General features: G+C 42.5%; 20 protein-coding genes and 1 pseudogene. 9 read left to right on the top strand and 12 right to left on the bottom strand.

The window, feature by feature from the left end; translation table 11 throughout:
* Positions 1–119: pseudogene (locus FTU72_RS02175) on the top strand (IS30 family transposase); the annotation flags it as partial.
* Between the two features lie 254 nt (positions 120–373).
* On the opposite strand, the gene FTU72_RS02170 reads toward FTU72_RS02175, so the two are convergent.
* Positions 374–604: a hypothetical protein gene (locus FTU72_RS02170; protein ID WP_034702487.1), complete on the bottom strand. Its 231-nt coding sequence runs from the start codon at positions 602–604 to the stop codon at positions 374–376.
* Positions 605–858: 254 nt separating this feature from the next.
* Here FTU72_RS02170 and FTU72_RS02165 point away from each other — a divergent pair, with 254 nt between their 5' ends.
* Both FTU72_RS02165 and FTU72_RS02160 read left to right on the top strand, forming a co-directional pair.
* Entirely contained in the window at positions 859–1332 is a 474-nt protein-coding gene (locus FTU72_RS02165) for a CinA family protein (protein ID WP_034702490.1), read from the top strand.
* Positions 1333–1440: 108 nt separating this feature from the next.
* Positions 1441–2055, top strand: a complete 615-nt coding sequence (locus FTU72_RS02160; RefSeq protein WP_034702494.1) for a hypothetical protein — start codon at positions 1441–1443, stop codon at positions 2053–2055.
* 77 nt (positions 2056–2132) lie between these two features.
* Here FTU72_RS02160 and prpC read toward each other — a convergent pair whose 3' ends face one another.
* Entirely contained in the window at positions 2133–3272 is a 1140-nt protein-coding gene (gene prpC / locus FTU72_RS02155) for a 2-methylcitrate synthase (protein WP_034702497.1), read from the bottom strand.
* Positions 3273–3276: 4 nt separating this feature from the next.
* The gene (gene prpB / locus FTU72_RS02150; RefSeq protein WP_004785998.1) at positions 3277–4161 is read right to left on the bottom strand and encodes a methylisocitrate lyase; all 885 of its coding nucleotides are present in this window, start codon (positions 4159–4161) and stop codon (positions 3277–3279) included.
* Positions 4162–4390: 229 nt separating this feature from the next.
* Between prpB and FTU72_RS02145 the strand changes: the two genes are divergently transcribed.
* The 3 genes from FTU72_RS02145 (at position 4391) to FTU72_RS02135 (ending at position 6653) form a co-directional block, all read left to right on the top strand.
* Positions 4391–5041, top strand: coding sequence for a TetR/AcrR family transcriptional regulator (locus FTU72_RS02145; protein ID WP_179992342.1), 651 nt, complete (start codon positions 4391–4393; stop codon positions 5039–5041).
* Positions 5042–5155: 114 nt separating this feature from the next.
* Entirely contained in the window at positions 5156–6076 is a 921-nt protein-coding gene (gene argF, locus FTU72_RS02140; RefSeq protein WP_004786004.1) for an ornithine carbamoyltransferase, read from the top strand.
* A 103-nt stretch (positions 6077–6179) separates the two neighbouring features.
* The gene (locus FTU72_RS02135; protein ID WP_179992341.1) at positions 6180–6653 is read left to right on the top strand and encodes a hypothetical protein; all 474 of its coding nucleotides are present in this window, start codon (positions 6180–6182) and stop codon (positions 6651–6653) included.
* Positions 6654–6734: 81 nt separating this feature from the next.
* Here the strand turns inward: FTU72_RS02135 and FTU72_RS02130 are convergent, their stop codons facing one another.
* The 7 genes from FTU72_RS02130 to rpiA form a co-directional block, all read right to left on the bottom strand.
* The gene (locus tag FTU72_RS02130; RefSeq protein WP_175967520.1) at positions 6735–7088 is read right to left on the bottom strand and encodes a YnfA family protein; all 354 of its coding nucleotides are present in this window, start codon (positions 7086–7088) and stop codon (positions 6735–6737) included.
* A gap of 107 nt (positions 7089–7195) precedes the next feature.
* Entirely contained in the window at positions 7196–9472 is a 2277-nt protein-coding gene (gene clpA, locus FTU72_RS02125) for an ATP-dependent Clp protease ATP-binding subunit ClpA (protein WP_034702512.1), read from the bottom strand.
* 9 nt (positions 9473–9481) lie between these two features.
* On the bottom strand, positions 9482–9895 hold the full coding sequence (gene clpS, locus FTU72_RS02120; protein WP_034170359.1) for an ATP-dependent Clp protease adapter ClpS: 414 nt from the start codon (positions 9893–9895) through the stop codon (positions 9482–9484).
* A gap of 18 nt (positions 9896–9913) precedes the next feature.
* On the bottom strand, positions 9914–10660 hold the full coding sequence (locus FTU72_RS02115) for a DUF6776 family protein (protein WP_180052339.1): 747 nt from the start codon (positions 10658–10660) through the stop codon (positions 9914–9916).
* A gap of 76 nt (positions 10661–10736) precedes the next feature.
* On the bottom strand, positions 10737–11792 hold the full coding sequence (argC, locus tag FTU72_RS02110; RefSeq protein ID WP_179992352.1) for an N-acetyl-gamma-glutamyl-phosphate reductase: 1056 nt from the start codon (positions 11790–11792) through the stop codon (positions 10737–10739).
* Positions 11793–11990: 198 nt separating this feature from the next.
* Positions 11991–12671, bottom strand: coding sequence for a M48 family metallopeptidase (locus FTU72_RS02105; protein WP_179992339.1), 681 nt, complete (start codon positions 12669–12671; stop codon positions 11991–11993).
* Between the two features lie 144 nt (positions 12672–12815).
* Positions 12816–13487: a ribose-5-phosphate isomerase RpiA gene (rpiA, locus tag FTU72_RS02100; RefSeq protein ID WP_159122734.1), complete on the bottom strand. Its 672-nt coding sequence runs from the start codon at positions 13485–13487 to the stop codon at positions 12816–12818.
* Positions 13488–13591: 104 nt separating this feature from the next.
* Here rpiA and ilvA point away from each other — a divergent pair, with 104 nt between their 5' ends.
* The 3 genes from ilvA to FTU72_RS02085 all read left to right on the top strand — a co-directional run bounded on the left by ilvA (position 13592) and on the right by FTU72_RS02085 (position 17286).
* Positions 13592–15130 carry a threonine ammonia-lyase, biosynthetic gene (ilvA, locus tag FTU72_RS02095; protein ID WP_179992338.1) on the top strand — a complete coding sequence of 513 codons (1539 nt, stop codon included), beginning with the start codon at positions 13592–13594 and terminating at the stop codon, positions 15128–15130.
* A gap of 162 nt (positions 15131–15292) precedes the next feature.
* On the top strand, positions 15293–15949 hold the full coding sequence (locus FTU72_RS02090; RefSeq protein WP_104426160.1) for a TrkA family potassium uptake protein: 657 nt from the start codon (positions 15293–15295) through the stop codon (positions 15947–15949).
* A complete protein-coding gene (locus tag FTU72_RS02085; protein WP_159122737.1) occupies positions 15946–17286 on the top strand; it encodes a TrkH family potassium uptake protein in 1341 nt (446 codons plus the stop codon). The genes FTU72_RS02090 and FTU72_RS02085 overlap by 4 nt, the downstream gene beginning before the upstream one ends.
* Before the next feature lie 64 nt (positions 17287–17350).
* Here the strand turns inward: FTU72_RS02085 and FTU72_RS02080 are convergent, their stop codons facing one another.
* Both FTU72_RS02080 and FTU72_RS02075 read right to left on the bottom strand, forming a co-directional pair.
* Complete coding sequence (locus FTU72_RS02080) at positions 17351–18493, bottom strand: phospholipase A (RefSeq protein ID WP_179992337.1); 1143 nt, start codon at positions 18491–18493, stop codon at positions 17351–17353.
* A 22-nt stretch (positions 18494–18515) separates the two neighbouring features.
* Positions 18516–21455, bottom strand: coding sequence for an insulinase family protein (locus tag FTU72_RS02075; RefSeq protein ID WP_179992336.1), 2940 nt, complete (start codon positions 21453–21455; stop codon positions 18516–18518).
* Between the last annotated feature and the right edge of the window lie 71 nt (positions 21456–21526).

Genomic DNA, 21526 nt, shown 5'->3' with positions numbered 1-21526 from the left:
TCGCCATGTCACTGAATACTCGTCCTAGAAAAGCGTTAGATTGGCTTACACCATTAGAGAAATTTGCTCAGCTTGTTGATTATCATAAGGCTTTTGAAACTGTCGCACCTCATGTTTGAATTCGCCCATGTTTAACCTAATTTTCTAAAAATTAGATCATTAAATATAAAAACGAAAAAAACCATTTTTAAATAGCAGAATATATTACATAGAATCACAAATAAGGCCTTTTCAGTTGCCAATTTACCTTGACTTTATATTTTTAAAATTATTATTAGATTTTTTTATTAAATCTAATCAAATTTTATTTTAACGATCTTTATCCAATAAATAAGCCTCTTATTTTAAGAGGCTTATTTTTAATAAGTTATTTTTAGATTGCGACCACTTTTACAATAATGGTTTGGCTTTCTTCTTGCTCTTCGGCCAGATATAAACGCTTTAATTCTTTGCTTTTGACTTTAAACTTTAAATTCTGGTAATGAATGATGCTTGGGATCTGATCAAAATATTGACCATCTGCCTCAATTTCTTCCTGAAATAAAGGAGTACCCAGTTGATAATCTAGACTTTTTAATACGGAATACTTTACTGTGGTTTTCATTCTTACAACCTACTTTCCTTACGCACTTTATTTTTATTTTTACCACTGATCAGAGCAAGTTAAAACCATTAATTTCAAATATTGTCCAAGCATTAAGCAATCAGTTTAACAACTGCCAAACTTACGTTTGGAATACTAAAATTACAAAAATATTTTACCTTTCATCATAATAAAGAAATAATCTCACAGTTGATACAAAAGCAAAATGGGACTACATTGGAATAAGGATTACCTTCTAAGACAAAATAGACATTATGATTAAAACATGTTGTGGCCTGCTGGAACAAAGAAACATCAAGATTGCTTTTATTGAAAGTGCAAGTTCTGGCTATTTAACCAGTCAGTTTTCAATTTGCAAAAATGAAGGTGCTGAAATCTTGCTGGGTGGTCTAGTGTGCTACGATCCGTCTGTGAAGATTAATGTCTTGGGAATTTCTCCGAATCTGATTAGTACCCATTCAGCTGAATCCATGCCTGTAACGGTTGCTCTGGCTGAGGCAGGCAAAAAAATGTTTCAGGAAGCTGACTGGATTATTGCTTGTACAGGCTTGCTTAAACCAGGCGGTAGCGCGACCCCAGATAAGCCGGAAGGTACTTTCTTTGCCGCTGTTTATGATGGTCTTCAGACTCACCAGTTCCAGTATTATATTAAAGGTACTCCACAGGAACGTCTCAATAAACTGGCAGCCGTCATCGCACATGACATGATTAATCTACTCAACACCTAAAGCTAAAACTGTTTATATTGAGTGCTGATCAAACTTCATTATTTCTACTGTATTTATAGTTAAATTATTTCTATAAAAGTACGTTTTTTTAATGAGGCCTGATCAGTGATGAAAATAAGAATTGCAGCCCTTTTGCTCGCCCTTGGTATTCCTGTATCCGCTTTCGCCACTGTTGGTGGCCCACAGAATATTGAAGTTTTGGGTTATGAAGTCAAAGACCAGAAACTTTATCTGTTGCGGCATTATCTCGATGGTCGCGGACGCCTACCTCAACTGTATTATTATAATTTTAAATCCAAAACTCCGAATCAGTTAATTCAGGTGAACTCCCTGTATATCAATCCAAAAACCAAGCAGATTGACTACGATCAGGACAGCCGTAAGTTTAACCAGGAAATTGCCAAAATTAAAAAGCGACTAATTCCGCTGGTACCACTGAGAAAGCAAGCCATCCAGCTTAAGCTATTAAAGACCAGCAAAGGTACCGCCCCTGCATGGCATGACCCTAAACAGAAAGTCCCAAAATGGACTTATCAATATCGAGTGCAATCTGGCCAGTATAAAAGTCCTGTTCAACAAGCAGTCAGCTATAAAGCAGATTTAAGATTAAACCAGACTTATAAAGTACCGAAACAGAATAAAATACTGGTGACGGTAAAATACTTAGGCCTCCCATTCGAAACCGGTTATCATATTGAAGATCCAGCATTATTAAGTCGTTAAACCAACGTCAATAAATAATCAGAAAAAAAATAAGGTCTCGTGGAGACCTTATTTTTTATATTTAGAATATCTCTGGCTTACGCAGCAGAAGTGCGTTCAGCAATTGGAACCACTTTACGCAATTCTGGACCGGTATAATCCGCGCTCGGACGGATAATCCGGTTATCTGCACGTTGTTCCATCACATGCGCCGCCCAACCTGTGACGCGTGACATCACAAAGATTGGCGTAAACAGTTTGGTTGGAATACCCATAAAGTGATAAGCAGAAGCATGGAAAAAGTCTGCGTTACAGAACAGTTTTTTCTCGCGCCACATCACTTCTTCACAACGTACTGATACTGGATAGAGCACAGTATCACCCACATCTTTTGCCAGTTTTTCAGACCACTGCTTGATAATGCCATTACGCGGATCATTGTCTTTATAGATCGCATGACCAAAGCCCATGATTTTTTCTTTACGCTCCAGCATGCCCAGCATTTTGCGCTCGGCTTCTTCTGGAGATTTCCAGTTTTCAATCATGTCCATTGCCGCTTCGTTGGCACCGCCGTGTAATGGACCCCGTAGTGAACCAATTGCGCCGGTAATACATGAATGCAGGTCAGACAAAGTTGATGCACAAACACGCGCTGTGAAGGTTGAAGCATTAAATTCATGCTCTGCATACAGAATCAGGGATACATTCATCACCTGTTCATGCAGCTGATTTGGCTTCTTGCCATGTAGCAAATGAAGGAACTGAGCACCGATTGAATCATCATCGGTATTTTCATCAATGCGTACGCCGTCATGGCTATAGCGATACCAATAGCAGATAATTGCTGGTAGCGTCGCCAGAATACGGTCTGCAACATCCTGTTGCTGATCAAAAGACTGTTCAGTTTCAAGGTTGCCCAGCATCGATACGCCAGTACGCATCACATCCATTGGATGTGAGTCCGCTGGAATGCGCTCAAGTACTTCTTTCAATGCTTGTGGCAGTACACGCAAAGATTTCAGTTTTGCTTTATAGGCTGCCAACTGTTCTGAAGTTGGTAATTCACCAAAGAAAATCAGGTAAGCGACTTCTTCAAACTGACAGTTTTCTGCCAGATCCTGTACGTCATAGCCGCGATAGGTCAGGCCTGCACCACTTTTGCCTACTGTTGAAAGTGCAGTTTTGCCTGCGACTTGTCCGCGCAATCCTGCGCCAGTGAGTACTTTTCCTTCAGCCATTGTTTTAATTCTCCTGCTTGAACAGTTTATCTAATGTGTTTTCGAAGCTGTGATAATCTAAAAATTCGTATAATTCTTTACGCGGTTGCATTTTATCCAGAACATGCACCTGTGTACCATTTTCACGCACTGAGCGCATCACTTCCAGTGCCGCTTTTTGCATCGCACGGGTGGCTGATAGCGGGTAAAGTACCATGCGAATACCCTGCTCAGCCAGTTCTTCAGTGGTGTAATATGGGGTATCACCAAATTCGGTAATATTGGCCAATACTGGGACACCAACTGCATCACATACGGTGCGATACATCGTAATATCCGTCATTGCCTCAGCAAAAATGGCATCTGCACCTGCTTCGACACAGGCACAAGCACGGTCAATCACTGCCTGCAGACCTTCTTTCTGTAATGCATCGGTACGTGCCATCACCACAAAGTTTGAATCGGTTTTGGCATCGACAGCTGCCTTAATCCGGTCAACCATTTCCTGTTGGGTCACAATTTCCTTATTCGGACGATGACCACAACGCTTTTGTGCAACTTGGTCTTCGATATGCACAGCTGCAGCGCCAGCAGCAATCATCTGCTTGATGCTACGTGCGATATTAAATGCACCGCCCCAGCCTGTATCGATATCAACCAGCAAGGGTGTATCCACACGTTCAGTAATGCGACGCACATCTTCCAGAACATTATCTAGGCTGGTCATGCCTAGATCAGGTAGACCATAAGAATAGTTGGCAACACCGGCACCAGAGAGATAAATGGCTTTATAGCCGACCTGTTTGGCCATCATGGCAGCATAGGCATTCACTGTGCCCATAATTTGTAATGGTTTTTCGACTTCAAGCGCTTGTCTAAACTTTAAACCTGCAGACATTTGTTCTGTCATCTTCCCTTCCACAGTCTTGGCTATAATTATTGAGATTTGAGTATACCGATTTGAAACCATGATGCTATAAGCCAATAGAATAAAAACTCTAAAACTTTAGTCAAACTTTTAAGTTTTACTTGATTCACTGAATAAATTCCGCCTTCATCCGGTCCGATTGTGAAATCTGCGGATATATTTGTTATGATGAACTACCAAGTTTATATAACCTGTTGATATACCATCCTCTATGCAAAACCTTGTTCATCTGGAACCACTCGCCAAAGATCTGCCACAAACCAAACGTGGTCATGAGCGCTGCGTTGCGCTGCTGATCTCTGCGACCGAACTGTTTCTGGAACATGGTTATGATGCAGTTTCTCTTGATGATATTGTCCAGCATGCAGGCGGTTCCAAGGCTTCTATTTACAAGTACTTTGGCAACAAAGAAGGCTTGTTTAAGGCCATTTGCGATTATCGTCGTATCAAGTTTTTTGAAGATATCAGTATTCCGATCGAGCTGATGGCTCTGGATTTTCGTAGTTATCTGGTACATACGCTGCTTAATTTTTATCATCAGATCATGCAACCGGAAAATTCAGCCTTTATGCGTCTGGTGCTGGAACAGAGTCAGCGTAATCCGGAACTCGCGCAGCATATTCATGAACGAGGCCCAGTACATGTACAAAGTGCGATTGCCACGGCTTTAGAACAAGCAGATGCGCAAGGTTTATTGCATTGCGAGAATCCGCAATATTCGGCCCAGTTATATTTTGGCATCTTGCGTAATCTGGAATGGCGGATTCTGATGGGAATTCCGGTACAGGAAGATGATCAGGAAATCGACAAATACATCAGTTATTGTGTGGATCGATTTTTAGACGGTCATCAAAAAGTCTAGTTTTTTTTGCATTTTTCATTGCTTATAGTATATTAGCCGATTCCGTATTTTTTCTTAAACTAACCAACAACTGATTGTTGATCGAGTTTTTCGGCAATTATTGTGGAGTAACGAATGGCTCTCCGTCACTTTCTCACCTTACGCGATTTATCAACTTTAGAACTTAACCAGATTTTGCAACGCGCAATTGAGCTTAAGCGCAAACAGCATAACAATGAAGTGTTCCAACCCTTTGTTGGTAAAGTGATGGGCATGATTTTTGAAAAATCGAGTACCCGTACGCGTGTTTCGTTTGAAGCTGGCATGAGCCAATTTGGTGGTAGCGCCATTTTCCTGTCTTCACGCGATACCCAACTGGGTCGCGGTGAGCCAATTGAAGATTCTGCACGTGTGATTTCCAGCATGCTGGATATTGTGATGATCCGCACTTTCGGTCACGATATCGTAGAACGTTTTGCTTCTTATTCAAAAGTTCCAGTGATCAACGCTTTGACTGATGATCATCACCCTTGCCAGTTACTTGCTGACATGCAGACTTATCTGGAACATCGCGGTTCGATCGAAGGTAAAACTGTTGCCTGGATCGGCGATGGCAATAATATGTGTAACTCTTATATCGAAGCAGCGCACATGTGGGGCTTCAAGCTAAAAGTGGCTGCACCGAAAGGCTATGAGCCTCAAGAACAGTTCCTGTCTGAATTCGCACACTGTGTAGAACTGGTCGATACTGCTGAAGATGCAGCAGTCAATGCCGACCTGATCGTCACTGACGTTTGGGCAAGTATGGGCCAGGAAGAAGAACAGAAAATCCGTGAAAAAGCTTTTGCAGATTATCAGGTGAATGAACGCCTAATGGATCTTGCACACCCAGACTGCCTGTTCATGCATTGCTTACCTGCGCATCGTGGTGAAGAAATTTCTGAAAACATGCTGGATCACAAAAATGCTGTGGTTTGGGATGAAGCAGAAAACCGCCTTCATGCACAAAAAGCACTGGTTGAATTCCTGTTGAATGAAAACCTGAAAAAAGACTGATTCCTTCAAAAAATCTTCACAAATTAAGCACCAATCTCTGGTGCTTTTTTTGTTTCAGCTCTTATAATCAGAATTGAAATGACATAAAAAGTGATGCGATACAATGCAAAAAAAATATTGGACTTTGGCACTCCTGGCAGGTTTTAGTAGTGCTGCTTTACCGGTGTATGCTTCTGAATTCGACCAGTATCTCCAAGGAAAAGGCATTCTGGACAGCAAGTTTAAAATTGAGAAAAAAGCTGAGCTGAACGAGCTGCTTACCGTGCTAAGTGCGGAAGATTCCAAGACTTTACCGCTACAGATCGATCAGAATACAATCATAGAGCAGTTACAACTTACAGCCAATAAAACCACGCTTAAAGGCATGATCACGACACCCGACTTTAGCCAGTTTGAGAAAGACTTAGGCCGTAAAGAAGTTCTTAAAGTGATTCGTAATAATCTTCTAAATAACTGCCAGATCTTTTTTGAACATCGCTATCAGATCGTCAATCCTTATAAAATCGAACTTAGTCTCAGCTCCCAAACACACACTTATAATGTTGACCTCTCCCAGAAAGACTGTAATGTAAAATAATCTTGTCTAGAATCAATAAAGGCAGCTTTAGCTGCCTTTTATATTTTGATAAATTCTATTTTGGTAAATATAAACAGACGGTCAACGGATCAAACCTTGCGGCTGTAAAATAATAATTAATGCACCTAGAATGACCACGATTCCCCCAAGCAGATCCCAACGTGAAAGGCTGATCTGATCAACGAATCTCAGCCACATCAATGCTGAGAAAATATAAATTCCCCCATAGGCGGCATAAATACGCCCAGAAGCGGCTGGATGCAAAGTCAAAAGCCAGACAAAAGCAGCTAAAGCTAATGCCGTCGGAACCCATAACCACTGGCTCTTCGCCTGATTTAAAATCAGGTAAGGAAAATAACAGCCCAAAATTTCCATCAATGCTGTTAATAAAAATAGAAAAAACGTAGTTAAAAGTTTGCTAATTTGGATATCCATATATTCCGCTAAATCAGAAACTCTTTAAACCAAGAGTACATAAATTAAGGGCAAATAAAACAACAAAACCCGTGCGAACACGGGTCTGATGATGATCTATTCAATGATTAAGCTGGTTCAGCAGTCTGATCTTCGAAGACTTCAAGTTTCAGACCGACAGATTTACCATTTTCTTTCTTCACAGAAACTGAAACGTTACCACCATTTTCAGCCAGTTCACCAAACAGGATCATTTCAGCCAGTGGTTTTTTCAGATGTTCCTGAATCAGACGCTGCATTGGTCGAGCACCCATCAAACGGTCATAGCCATTTTCAGCCATCCATTCGCGTGCGCTTTGATCCACCTCCAGCACCACTTTCTTCTCATCCAGTTGTGCCTGAAGTTCAGTCAGGAATTTATCCACGACATTTTCAATAATGGTATTCGGCAATGCCTTAAACTGAATTACACCGTCCAGACGGTTACGGAATTCTGGCGAGAAGGCTTTCTTCATCGCTTCCTGATTATCATTACTGTTGTCCTGTTCCATGAAACCAATGCTGACGCGGGAAATACTTTCCGCACCAATATTAGTCGTTAGAACCAGTACCACATTACGGAAATCGGACTTACGACCATTATTATCCGTTAAGGAACCATGATCCATGATTTGTAATAGCAAGTTGAATACATCTGGATGCGCTTTTTCAATCTCATCTAGAAGTAATACACAATGCGGATTTTTGTGAATCGCATCGGTCAGCAAACCACCTTGGTCAAAACCAACATAACCTGGAGGCGCACCGATCAGACGAGAGACTGCATGACGTTCCATGTATTCGGACATGTCAAAACGTACCAGCTCTACACCCAAAATTTTCGCCAATTGCTTGGTGACTTCAGTTTTACCTACACCCGTTGGACCTGCGAAGACAAAACTACCGACTGGCTTATCAGGCGATTTCAAACCTGCACGAGACAGTTTGATCGCAGAAGCTAAAGCTTCAATTGCTTCATCTTGGCCGAAGACCACACGTTTCAGATCACGCTCAAGGTTCTCCAGTACAGACTTGTCATCTTTAGAAACCGTTTTCGGTGGAATACGGGCAATCTTGGACACAATGTCTTCGATGTTTTCAACTGTAATCAGGCTGTCATCTTGCTCAGCTTTCAAACGGCGTTGTGCACCGGCCTCATCAATCACGTCAATCGCTTTATCTGGCAAGAAACGGTCATTAATAAATTTCGCTGACAGTTCAACCGCAGAAACCAGTGCCTGATCGTCATACTGCACATGGTGGAAATCTTCAAATTTAGATTTCAGGCCACGCAAGATATCAATTGTTTCTGTAATCGAAGGCTCATTCACATCTATTTTTTGGAACCGACGTGACAAGGCATGATCTTTTTCAAAGACCTGACGGTATTCCTGGAATGTGGTTGAACCGATGCAACGCAATGAACCATTTGCCAATGCAGGCTTGATTAGATTCGATGCATCCATGGTGCTGCCCATGCTTGAACCTGCACCGATGATCATATGAATTTCATCAATGAACAGTACTGCATCTGGTTTTTTCTTCAAGGCATTTAATAGTTGTTTTAAACGCTTTTCGAAATCACCACGGTATTTAGTTCCCGCCACCAGTGCGCCGATGTCTAGGCTATAGATTTCAGCATTTTCCAGTGGCTTAGGTGCCTTGCCATTCACAATTAACCAAGCCAGACCTTCAGCAATCGACGTTTTACCCACACCTGGATCACCAACAAGTAAGGGATTATTTTTACGACGGCGGCATAAAATTTGCGCTGCCCGCTCAATTTCTTTTTCACGGCCAATCAATGGATCTGTCTTGCCGCGTTGAGCTTCCTGATTCAGGTTTGTCGTATATAACTCTAGCGGACCAGAATTATTGGAAGAGGCCGATTCACCGTCCAGTTCTTCAATTTCTTCTTCAGACTGTACTTCGTCTTTACGCGTACCATGAGAAAGGTACTGAGTTAAAGTCAGACGGTTAATCTGATGACGTTTAAGCAGATAAACTGCAAAAGAATCACGCTCAGAATACATCGCAACCAGAATATCGGCGCCTTCTACAGTACGATCACCGCCACTGGATTGAACATGGAAAATTGCACGTTGCAAAATCCGGTCAAAACTTTCTGTAGGATGAGGTGCCTGATCACTATTTTCACCGAGTTTAGGGGTATGTTGTTCTACGTACTCTTCTAATTCTTTACGCAAAACGATAATATCTGCACCACATGCTTTTAAGGCATTCACGGCAGAATCATTGTCGAGTAAAGCTAATAATAAATGTTCTACGGTCAGGAACTCATGTCTCTTTTGACGAGCCATGCTGACAGCCAAACGTAGTGATACTTCTAATTGACGACTGAGCATGCAACCCCCTTAATCTTTCGGCTCAATCTGGCAAAGTAAAGGATGACCTTGAGATCGAGCGTAATTATTGACTTGGTTCGCTTTGGTTTCCGCAATGTCTCGAGGATAGACCCCAGCTACACCTTTTCCTTCATAATGTACAGTTAGCATTACTTGTGTAGCTTGGTCAAGATTCATTGCAAAGTATTGTTGTAAAATTTCAATTACAAACTCCATTGGAGTGTAATCGTCATTCAATAATACCACTGCATACATCGGTGGACGCTTCAGTTCAGGAGGTGCAGTCTGGACTGCAAGGTCAGCGTCATCATCGTGAAAAGGCTCGTCTGTTAAACGCGGGCTAATATGCCAATCAACCATGCCGGACTCGTAAAAAGAATTTTTGATCTCACTTAAACATTTTGGACGTTTATTGCTTGGCATACGATTTCTATTTCACACTTAATTTGCATTTGCTTCAGTTTTTGGAATCTCTGACAGGACTGTTGACTGGCTTTCAACAGCTTTCCCCTGATCCCAGCTAAAACGGCGAATCACAGGCTTAGTCCCTGAGAGGCGCACTTCAATAAATTCTGGTTTAAAACCTTTAGGCATGGTCCAGCGACCAGTCAAACGTTCGTAATTGTCAAAATTAAAGTTTTTATCTTCAAGCGGCACGACCAGAATTTCAGTACCCTTAATCAAGCGCAGTTCCACTGTACCAGAAGCACGATTTTTGCCTGGGCTGACCTGAACCAGATCAATCTGGTATTCGAAGGCATTATCAGGCAATGCCTTAATCCCCAGATGTTGAACTGTCAATGCTAAACCACCGCGTTGACGCAAGATCTCGCGGTAGATCGTACCAACGCTTTCAGCCTGCTCCTGGGCATCACGCGCCTTATTTGCAGCCAGATAAAGATCATTGGCATTGCTAACGGCCAAATCACGTTCCTGAACCGCTGTATTCAGAGATTTATTCAGTGTTTCCAGACTAGTTTTCTGTTTTTGTACCACTTCAACCAGTTGTTCCGCATCCGCCTCAAAACCTACCGCAGTCAAACCTTGCCGATGCCCGACCGTATAGCCCAGCAAGCCACTACCCAGAATCAACACAGCAGCACCGATTAGCAAAGGTGTATTGCCTTTCATCAATGGTTTCTTTGTAGAGGGTTCCTGGATCGTCATGTTTGACTCATTATTCGGCATTTTGATCTCTGTATACTTTGTTCAAGACACACATTTAAATCCAAATCTAAATGTGTGTGAAGTTCTAATACGTTTTTTATGGTAATAAACCAATATTATTCAAGCCTGCATTTTCTGCAAAGCCAAACATCAGGTTCATGTTCTGTACTGCCTGACCAGCTGCACCTTTGACTAGATTGTCCTGAGCCACCAGAATCACCAGCTTGGTTGGTTGTGGTTTGTATAGTGCAATACGCAACTGGTTAGCACCACGCACCGAACGGGTTTCTGGTGAACTGCCTGCTGGCATTACATCAACAAACTGTTCATTGGCATAGAACTGCTCGTACAGTGACTGCAAGTCAGCTGCCTGACCTGCTTCAGTCAAATCGATATAAATCGTTGATAACATCCCACGAATCATCGGCACCAGATGCGGCACAAACAGGATATGGTCAAACACGCCTTTTTGACCTGAAATATTTTCTAATGCTTCTACGATTTCAGGATGGTGACGGTGGCCCGCAACGCCATAAGCCTTAAAGTTATCAGCATTTTCAGAATAGATCATGCCCAGGCTGGCTTTACGGCCTGCACCTGATACCCCAGATTTTGCATCGATAATAATGCTTTCTGGTTTTACCAAAGCTTCTGCCGCCTTTAAAACTGGTGCCAAACCAAGCTGAACCGTCGTTGGATAACAGCCCGGATTACCAATTACACTCGCCTGTTTGATCTGGTCACGGTTAAGCTCAGACAGACCATAAACAGAATCTCTTAACACTTCTGGGCAAGCATGTTCCATGCCATACCATTTTTCGAACTGTGCCAGATTTTGCAAACGGAAATCCGCTGCAAGGTCAATTACCTTGGTATTGGCAGCAACAAGTTCTTCAGCATGTTTCATGGCAACGCCATGTGGTGTCGCGAAAAATACCACATCACATGATTTTAATAGATCAAGGCTGAGATCAGAAAACTGAAGATCCGTATGTCCACGCAGACTCGGGAACATATCGTCAACACGACGGCCTGCTTCAGTACGTGATGTCAGTGCTTTAACCTCTACATTCGGATGTCGCAGTAATAGACGTAAAAGTTCAACGCCTGTATAACCTGTACCACCCACAATACCCACTGAAATCACGATGATTACCTCAAACTAGATGTTTCCTTTATGGGCTGTAGTATGACAGGAACTTGAGGTTTTCTAAACTGTTTCACTAGGGATTGATGGTTTTTTATTTACCCTTTTATTTTGAGTGTTTTTAAAAAATTTGAGAGGATGATACCTATTGCTTAGGCTATTTGGAAGTAAATAAATACTATCCTCGTTCCTTTAAAGATATTCTTAAGCTGCCCACCAATATGGCATGACAGTATTTTTCAGAATTTTACGGTGAATTAAATAATTTGGATCATGCTTTGCTACCTCTGCCCAAAATCGTGGACTATGGTCAAAATGCCGGGTATGGGCCAGTTCATGCACACATAAATAACGCACGATTTTTTCAGAAAATAAAATGATGCCGCTATTTAGCATAATGTCATGTTTGGCCGAACAACTGCCCCATCGTGTTTTCGGCTGGCGAACATTACAAATGTTAAATGATAATCTTGTTTCTTGACTTACTTTGTTCAGATAAACAGACAGCTGCTCTTTGGCATAAGAAATAATAAAAGCTTTTAAATATCCTTCAGGATTTCGATCACTAATCGACAACTGTAATATTTCAGCATCAAAAAGGAAGTTCTGCTTCTGACTTTGATAAACAATCTGAATGGGTGAAGTCTGATTAAAAAGCTGCAATTCTGCTGGTAAAGATCTATCAATACTTTGATTTTTTTCCTGCTGCAATTTCCAGGTTTTGAGTAGCCAGCTTTCCGCTTGGTCAATAAAATTTTGAATCTGTTTTTTGCTACAAAATACAGGTGCGGTTAAACGGATTTGATCACCCTCTACACGCAGTCTGAGACGTGTTGAGCGAACATTTCGGGTGATTTGAATTTCGGGCAGGTCGTTTAGGATCATTTTTTATATTTAATCGTTATTTTACTAATCCCCCTCGATCCCCCTTTAATAAAGGGGGAAGTTCAAACTTATAGAAGTTTCGAGGAGCTTTATCAAATTAAAGACTTTTCCCTCCTTTGAAAAAGGAGGGTCAGGGAGGATTTCTTAAATCGCTGTACGCTCTTCAATACCATTATTGGTCGCAACAATCGCAATATCCGCTTTATTGATCGCGAAAATACCGTTACATACGACGCCTGGAATGTCATTAATCGTTTTTTCCAGCTCAAGCGCATTCAGAATATTCAGGTTATGCACATCCAAAATAACATTTCCATTATCAGTCACTACACCTTCACGGTAAGCAGGATCACCACCTAATGCCACCAACTTACGTGCGACTGCTGAACGTGCCATTGGAATCACTTCAACAGGTAATGGGAAATCACGACCCAACTGCTCTACCCATTTCGAATCATCGACGATACATACGAATTTTTTCGCAATCGACGCCACGATTTTTTCACGTGTAAGCGCAGCACCACCACCTTTGATCATGTGCATATGACGGTCAATTTCATCAGCACCATCGACATAGGCATCTAAACCGCCCACGCTATTCATATCAACCACTTCAATGCCTAATTTTTTCAGACGCTGTGCAGTCGCTTCAGAACTTGCAACAGCAGCTTCCAATTGCAGTTCTGGTAAAAGGTCAATTAAAAAGTTAACGGTACTACCTGTACCTACGCCTAAAATGCCCCCTTTTGGTAAGTGTTTTAAAGCCGCTTTGGCTGCAGCTTGTTTTTTCTCATCTTGGGTTGCATATAGACTCATGACATCACTCAACTAATTTGGACTTTTGCAGTAATTTTAAACCGCAAAGCCGTGTGGTTTGTTACAATAGAGTCTTATTTTAAACTGTTAGATGGAAAATTAACATGCTGTCTCGTTTGGTTCGACAAATTTTACAAGCAACGGTCTACGATGTTGCAATCGAAACCCCACTCGAAGCAGCGCCACGAATTAGCGAACGCTTAAATAATAACATTCGCTTTAAACGTGAAGATTTACAACCGGTCTTTTCATTTAAACTACGCGGTGCCTATAACCGTATTAGTCAATTACCGAAATCACAACTCGAACGTGGCGTTATCACAGCTTCAGCAGGCAACCATGCACAAGGCGTGGCACTGTCAGGGAAAAAGCTGGGTATTCGCGCGATTATTGTGATGCCAAAGACCACGCCCGACATTAAAGTCCAAGCAGTAAAACGTTTAGGGGGTGAAGTAGTATTACATGGTGATTCATTTGACGTTGCCAACAAATATGCCATTCAACGTGCCGAAGAAGATGGCATGACCTTTATTCCGCCTTATGACGACGAACTGGTGATGGCAGGTCAAGGTACGATTGCCAATGAAATCCTGCGTCAATGGCGCGATGTAGAATATGTCTTCGTTGCTGTTGGTGGTGGTGGCCTGATTGCCGGTGTTGCAGCGTACTTGGGAGATGTGGCTCCGCATGTCAAAGTGATTCCTGTGGAATATGATGAATCCGCGTGCTTAAAAGCGGCCTTAGAAGCCAATGAACGTGTGATTCTTCCATCTGTCGGTTTATTTGCCGATGGTACTGCGGTGGCACAAATTGGTGAAAAACCATTTGATGTGATCCGTCTGCAAAAATCAGATAATTCTGGCCCAATTGTTGAACCTGATGTGGTACTGGTCAATACCGATGAAGTCTGTGCAGCAATTAAAGATACTTATGATGAATGCCGTAGCATCGTAGAACCGTCAGGTGCAATGGCATTGGCCGGTATCAAAAAATATGTCGCTGAACACGGCATTCAAGGCAAAAACATCGTATCGATTGTTTGCGGTGCGAACATGAACTTCGACCGTCTGCGCTATATTGCCGAACGTACAGAACTCGGCGAACGCAAAGAAGCTATCTTTGCCGTAACTATTCCAGAAGAAAAAGGTTCATTCCTGAAATTCTGCCGTGCACTACAAGGCCGTAATATCACAGAGTTTAACTACCGTTCAAGTGATGCTTCTGCAGCTCAGGTCTTTGTCGGTATCAGCCTGAAAAATGGTGAAAAAGAACGTCAGGAAATCTATGAAAACCTGAAATTCGACTACGATGTTGATGATCTGTCTGATGACGAAGTCGCAAAACTACATATCCGTTACCTGATTGGCGGTCATGCCGATATTGAAAATGAACGCCTGTTCCGCGTGGAATTCCCGGAACGTCCAGGTGCCCTGCTAATGTTCCTGGAACGTCTTGGCCCAACGCATAACATCACCCTGTTCCATTACCGTAACCACGGCGCTGCAGAAGGTCGCGTACTGGTCGGCCTGGAAGCAGAAGATGCACAGCAAAATCCAGATGGTTTGATTGAGACATTGGAAAGCATTACTTATCCATATGAAGAAATCACCAACAACCTGGGTTATCAGCGTTTCTTGAAATAATCAGTTTGATATAAACCGCCTTTCGAGGCGGTTTTTTTATGTCCAGCTAAAAAAATGTATGAAGTATTTATGTAAGGCCAGATAGCTGAAAACTATAAAAATCTTTAAGATACGCACTTAGACATGAACTAATTTGAAATAAAAAGATTTAGGGAAATATGCATGGCATTATTTGCAGTCATTGGGCTGGGCAGCTTCGGTGCAACAGTAGCGACTCAACTGATCAGCCTGAAACATGATGTGATTGGAATCGATCTCGATAAAAAATATGTGGAAAATATTTCCGATCAGCTTACCCATGCGGTGATTGCCGATGCAACCGATGAGCATGTCCTGGATGAACTGGATATCCAGCGCTGTGAAGCAGTCGTAGTCGCGATTGGTGAAGATATTGAAGCCAGCATTCTGTGTGTACTGCATCTAAAAAATATGGGTGTAAAGAAAATTTGGGCCAAAGCCAAATCCAAAGCCCACCATATGATTTTGACTCATCTGAATGTCGAAAAAATTATTCACCCAGAAGAAGATATGGGCGTTCGTGTGGCACAATCACTCAGCTACCCGATGGTTAGCCGTTATATGTCACTTGAAGATGATCATTATATTGTCAAGATCGAGATTCATGCCGATCATCATGACACTCCCTTACACCAGTTAATGAGTCAGGTTCCCGAAATTAAAGTTCTTTTACATAAACGCGGCACTGAAATACAACATATCGTGGATCTTGAGCTGCTACTTAAGGAAGGTGACATTCTGGTGGTCGAAGGATTACTAGAGCCTCTACGCCGTTTGTCCAAGCATTTTAAGGCCATATGAAAAGCTCAAATTTAAACCAGAACAGGATTGTCAATCTCAGTCCACCGAGTCTGCTGGCCTTAGGTTTTCTCGGACTGATTTTTATTGGTTCTTTATTACTGATGCTGCCCTTTGCGCATCAAACTGAAATCAGCTGGTTAGAAGCGATTTTTACAGCAACTTCTGCAGTGACAATTACCGGGCTATCTGTGGTCAATGTTGGTGAAGCTTATACACCCTTTGGGCAGGTCGTGATTATGTTCCTGCTGCAATGTGGTGGCCTCGGTTTTATGACCTTTGCCATACTCGCTTTTATGAGTCTGTCACCTAAACTTGGTTTAAGACAGCAAGTGATGGCACAGGAATCTATTGGCCAGACCAGTTTGAAGAAAGTCAGTTTTACCATTAAAGCGGTATTCCTATATTCCCTGTTTTTCGAAGCCATTGGCACCCTAATTTTAACCATGGCGTGGCTGGAAGATTATCCTTTTGGTGAAGCACTGTTTTATGCGGCTTTTTATAGTGTTTCTGCGTTTAATAATGGCGGATTTTCCCTTTTCCCCAATAGCTTGATGAGCTTTTCCGGCCAGTATTTCGTGACCTTTACGATCAGCATGCTGTATATCATTGGCGGGATCGGTTTTCTGGTTCTGATGGATGTAAAACAGAATAAAAGCTGGCGCAAGCTTAGCCCGAATAGCAAGCTGATTCTAACGACGATTATGGGCCTTAACCTGAGTGCTTTTATTGTACTCTGGCTATTAGAAGCCTCTAATCCACAGACTTTAGCGCTGATGAGTGTAGGTGATCAGGCACTCAATGCCTGGTTCCATGCCACTGTTCCCCGCTCTTCGGGTTTTTATAGTCTGCCCATGGACCAGATGAGCGATGCCTCAAGTCTAGTCACCATTTTTTTAATGTTTATTGGTGGCGGTTCCTTAAGTACGGCGGGCGGAATTAAAGTTGGTACCTTTATTATTGTGGTGATCAGCGTAATCAGTTTTCTACGCCGTGAAGATGAAATCCGCTTGTTCAATCATTCTATTTCTGAGAAAACTACTTTTAAAGCCTTAGCGGTTGTGTGTATTACTGCAGGTCTGGTCATGACCGGTTTTATGAGTTTACTCATTCTAGAACCCGATCATGATTTTTTAGATTTGCTGTTTGAGGCGGTTTCTGCCGCCTGTACAGTTGGATTAACACGTGGTGTCACTGGAGAATTGCAGCCAGCGAGTTTAATCATTCTGATGCTGATGATGTATGCGGGTCGTCTAGGACCTTTGACCCTTGCCTATTTAATTGCAACACCGAAGAAAAGCCGTCTTAAACATCCGCCTTCAGAAATTCAGATTGGTTAAGATTTAAATGAATAGGTATAAGCAAAAAAACCACGCCTAAGCGTGGTTTTTTACATGAAACAGATTAGTACCAATTCATTAAGGATACACCCAAGCCCACATAGGTCGCACGGTGATTATAATCAATCAGACTTTCACCATAACCATCAAAGAGCTGGAATTGACCGCGTAGACGCCCACTGATCGGAAATGACCAGTCAAACTGGACTGCACCACGGTTATCATCTCCACCTTTTAGCGTATGACGCAACATCAGGGAAAAATCGTGGGCATTATGACGATAAAATGCAGTTAAATCCCCACGCCCGATATAGTTTTTAATCTCGGGATTATTGTCATCAGCCCGGTCTTCTTCAATACGATACCAAGGGCGCAGCATCATGGCGAAGTTGTCTTTTTCAAAACCGAGATTCAGCATTACCCGGTTCCAGCTACGAGATAATGGATCGGAACGGCCATTAGACTGGTGATTAAGCGTCAATCCCAGCATACGCCAGTTCAAACCAAACAGATCATAATTGGTACGGAAGATCAGGCTGGCTTCGGGCTCATAATTGGTTTCACGAAATGGTCGGGACTCTTCCGAGTTATACACCTGCCAACGTGAAGACTGGGTATAGCCCAGCCAGAGATCACCGTTATCACCCAGAATATTTTCAACCGCCTTGGTTTTTAAAGATAACTGGAATTTCCCTTCAATCGAGGTCAAATTCTGGTCTTCTTTAACCGTGTTATTTGGGTTTTCGCTTTGCGGAAACTCGTTTTTCTTGGAAGTCCAGAATCCTGGCATCAGATAAATCGGCTGATAGGAACGGATATTCCAGGTACCCAGTTTACTTTCTGGCGACAATTCCCAACGGCTATCCAGCAAGGATAAAGCCGGAGTCAGCTTTGATCCTTCAGAAGCATAGATATTGGAAACGGTCTGTTCAATTTTCGCTTTGAGGTTGTCGGGTTCGGGCGCAATTTCTATGGCTGCACGCCGTTCAGAAACAATATCAGGCTTACTATCGGCCGGTATTTTAAATACCGCATCATAACAGGCCAAGCGTTCTGAATTGGTTTCAACCGCAGAGCAAGCCTCAGCCGTTGCCGGCATCGGACTACTCGCTACAGTTTTATCTTCCGCATTAACTTGCGTCCCAACTGCACAGCCAAGCAAAACGCCTAGCTGCAAAGTTGAGCGCTTAATAGAATTAAGCGCCATCCTCTATCCTCATTGTTTTTATTTATTGAACTTGCTGAATTGTAAAGCCGAGTTGTTCTAAAGTTTCTCGTTTGGCAAATGGCGCAACCACCGCTTTTGAAGCTTGCTGTTCAACCAGATAAGTCTGTGCGACACGTTCCAAATCATCTAAAGTGACATGCAACAAACGTTCCCGAAGCTGTTTATGGAATGCTGGCGTACGTTGATGCAGGTAGGCATAACAGGCTGTAATCGCTTCACCTGCTGGTGACCCCGGTTTGTCCATACTGGCAATTAAACCCAAGATGGCTTCTTCCAGCTGATGCGGTTGTTGAGGTGCGTTAAGCAACCATTGGATACTTGCATCAAAGTCCTGGAAAGTCTCTGCTAAGCGTGGATCGCGATAACTATAGAAGCGGAAAGAACATGCATTTCCGTCATAGCTTGCGCCACCACCATAAGCACCGCCTTTTTCACGGATTGCGCTATGCAGATAACCATTACGCAAGTAGCCTGCCAATACCATCAAGGCAGCAGCATCAGGATGTGAAACTTCTACCGCAGGATAAGCTGCTGCACAGAACTGCACATTAGTCTGAATCAACCAGGCTTCATCATTGCTATGATTAACTTTTTCAACCTGAGTCAATTCTGCAGGTGCAGTATTCACTTCCAGTTTGTCCCACACGTTTTGAATTTCTTCAATCAGACGCTCAGACTGCTGTTCTTCACACACCAACAGGAATTGTTTTGGCGCTTGTAGCAAGACTGCATGAATGCGTTTTAATTCCTCAATCATGGCGTCATAAGCTGCTGGATCTTTTTCAGCGTGATTGACCAAGTTAATCAGCCAGTTCAAGGCACCCAGACCGGTATTATGATAATCACGCAAGGCTAGAGCACTATGCTGACGTGATGCTACTTGCATCGCATAGCTATGACCAGAACCGGAAATACGCGACTGCCAGCGAGTTTTACGCTGTTGTAATAACTCAATAATACGGCCTTTTTCATCAAAGCGTAGCTGCTCGAAACCGATTTTTAACAGACGGATCGCATCCAGATGGCTAGCCAAAGATTTAGTCGTTAAAGTTAGCCACGCACTGATCTTGTTTTTGTCATCCACTTTAGAACGCAATGAAGCGCCCATGCCCAGACCACCACTGACTGCTGTTTGCAGTTGCTGGAATTGCAGGTAATCATATTCACCCGCACCAACTTCACCCATTAAAATAGACAACAGGTTGAAATACGGTGATTGCACCACTTCATCTGGAATTTTCACCAACACCTGTTGGTAATAAATCCCATTGGTACCTGCATGATAAAGATTCAACGGCGTATCTACGCGGTTACAGATAATCTCACGCAACTGGCCTTGAACAATCTGCAATTCCGCAGGCACATCTTCCAGACCCACCTTAGGTAACAGATTCAAATCATCTGGAGTATCTTGGCGGATATTTAACGCTTCAGTTTGAGCATTGATCTCTGCTTTTTGCTCTTCAGTTAAAGCTTTACCAATTTCAGCCAGACGTGCTTTTTCTTCTTCCGCTTCTTTGGCAGATTTAGTTGCATCTGGAACTAAAGTCAGTTGAACACGGTGCGGGTTATCTAAAAGATGATCTTTAATCAGATTCGACAGCCACATTGGATCTTGCAACTCTTCTTTTACTGAAGCAATTGCAGAGTCCACATCCCAGACTTCAACTGGATCACGATGGTGAATTGCACTGCTTAAGCCGCTTAAAATCAGGCTTAGACCATACGGTGTACCATCACCATTGATTTCACGCTGATGCAATTCGATCTGATGTAGGATCGCATCTACTGCCTGTTGATCAACAGGTTTAGAGGCAACTTCTTCCAGAACTTTGAAAACTCCGTTTTTGAATTCTTCAGCATGTTCAGGGTTTGAACCTTGAACCGCGCAGTAGAAGGTCATTTCAAAGTTGGAATCATCTACGCCCATGAATGGGCCAGTTGACTGTGCATAACCACAGGTTTCCAAGTAATGACGTAAGGGAGATGCTGAATCTTCCAGCAAAATCCCTTCTACGAGACGCAAGCCTAAACGTAACTTGATATCACTCGCTTCTGGCAATAACCATGACAATACGTGATAAGTCTTGTCCTTCAGATCTTCCCCATCAACTGCATAGGTTTCTGTCACATTGAGTGGCGCAGTTAAACGGGTTTCTGGTATTGAATAAAGTGTTTCACCTTTTTCAAATTTAGACAGCGCCAGATTTTCAAACTGTTCCTGTAACTCAGCAGCAGATTTATTACCAAAGGTCATAAATACAGCATTACTTGGGTGATAATGCGTTTTATAGAAGTTCACCAGCTCTTCATAAGTCAGGTCTGGAATATCTTTAGGATCGCCGCCTGAGTTGTAGTGATAAGTGGTGTCCGGGAATAAGTGATGTGCCAAAGTATGATAAAGCTGATCTGAAGGTGAGCTCATTGCCCCTTTCATTTCATTAAATACCACACCTTTATATACCGGTTCGCCATTTTCCAGTTCAATACGGATGCCTTCCTGAGCAAAATCCAACGGATTCAGGTTCGCAGCGAAAGCCGCATCCATATACACTTCTAATAAGTTCTGGAAGTCTTTATCATTTTGAGTTGCGAATGGATAAGCCGTCCAGTCTGCCGCTGTAAAGGCATTCATAAAAGTATTAAGCGAACGGCGAATCATCAAGAAGAACGGATCACGTACCGGGAATTTTTCTGAGCCGCACAGTGCGGTATGTTCCAGAATGTGCGCTTCACCTTTTGAATCCATTGGCTGGGTGCGAAACGCAACCAGAAAAACATTTTCATCGTGATTGGTCGCCAGATGATAATGGGTGGCGCCAGTCACTTTATGCTTATATTCAGACACTAAAATGTCTAAAGCTTCAACATGTTGTTGACGTACCAACTGAAACGCAGGATGTACAGTTTGAGAAATGGTTTCAGTGACATCTACAGTCATGCGATCTCCTAATGCTTAAATTAAAAAATTATTATTCGCATTATAGCTGTAGTTGTTTGAATTATTCACGC

Source organism: Acinetobacter sp. YH12137 (genome assembly GCF_013418535.1).
In the GTDB taxonomy this organism is placed as follows: domain Bacteria; phylum Pseudomonadota; class Gammaproteobacteria; order Pseudomonadales; family Moraxellaceae; genus Acinetobacter.
Note: the sequence above shows the minus strand (reverse complement) of the source record. Positions and strands in the feature narration are given on the sequence as shown.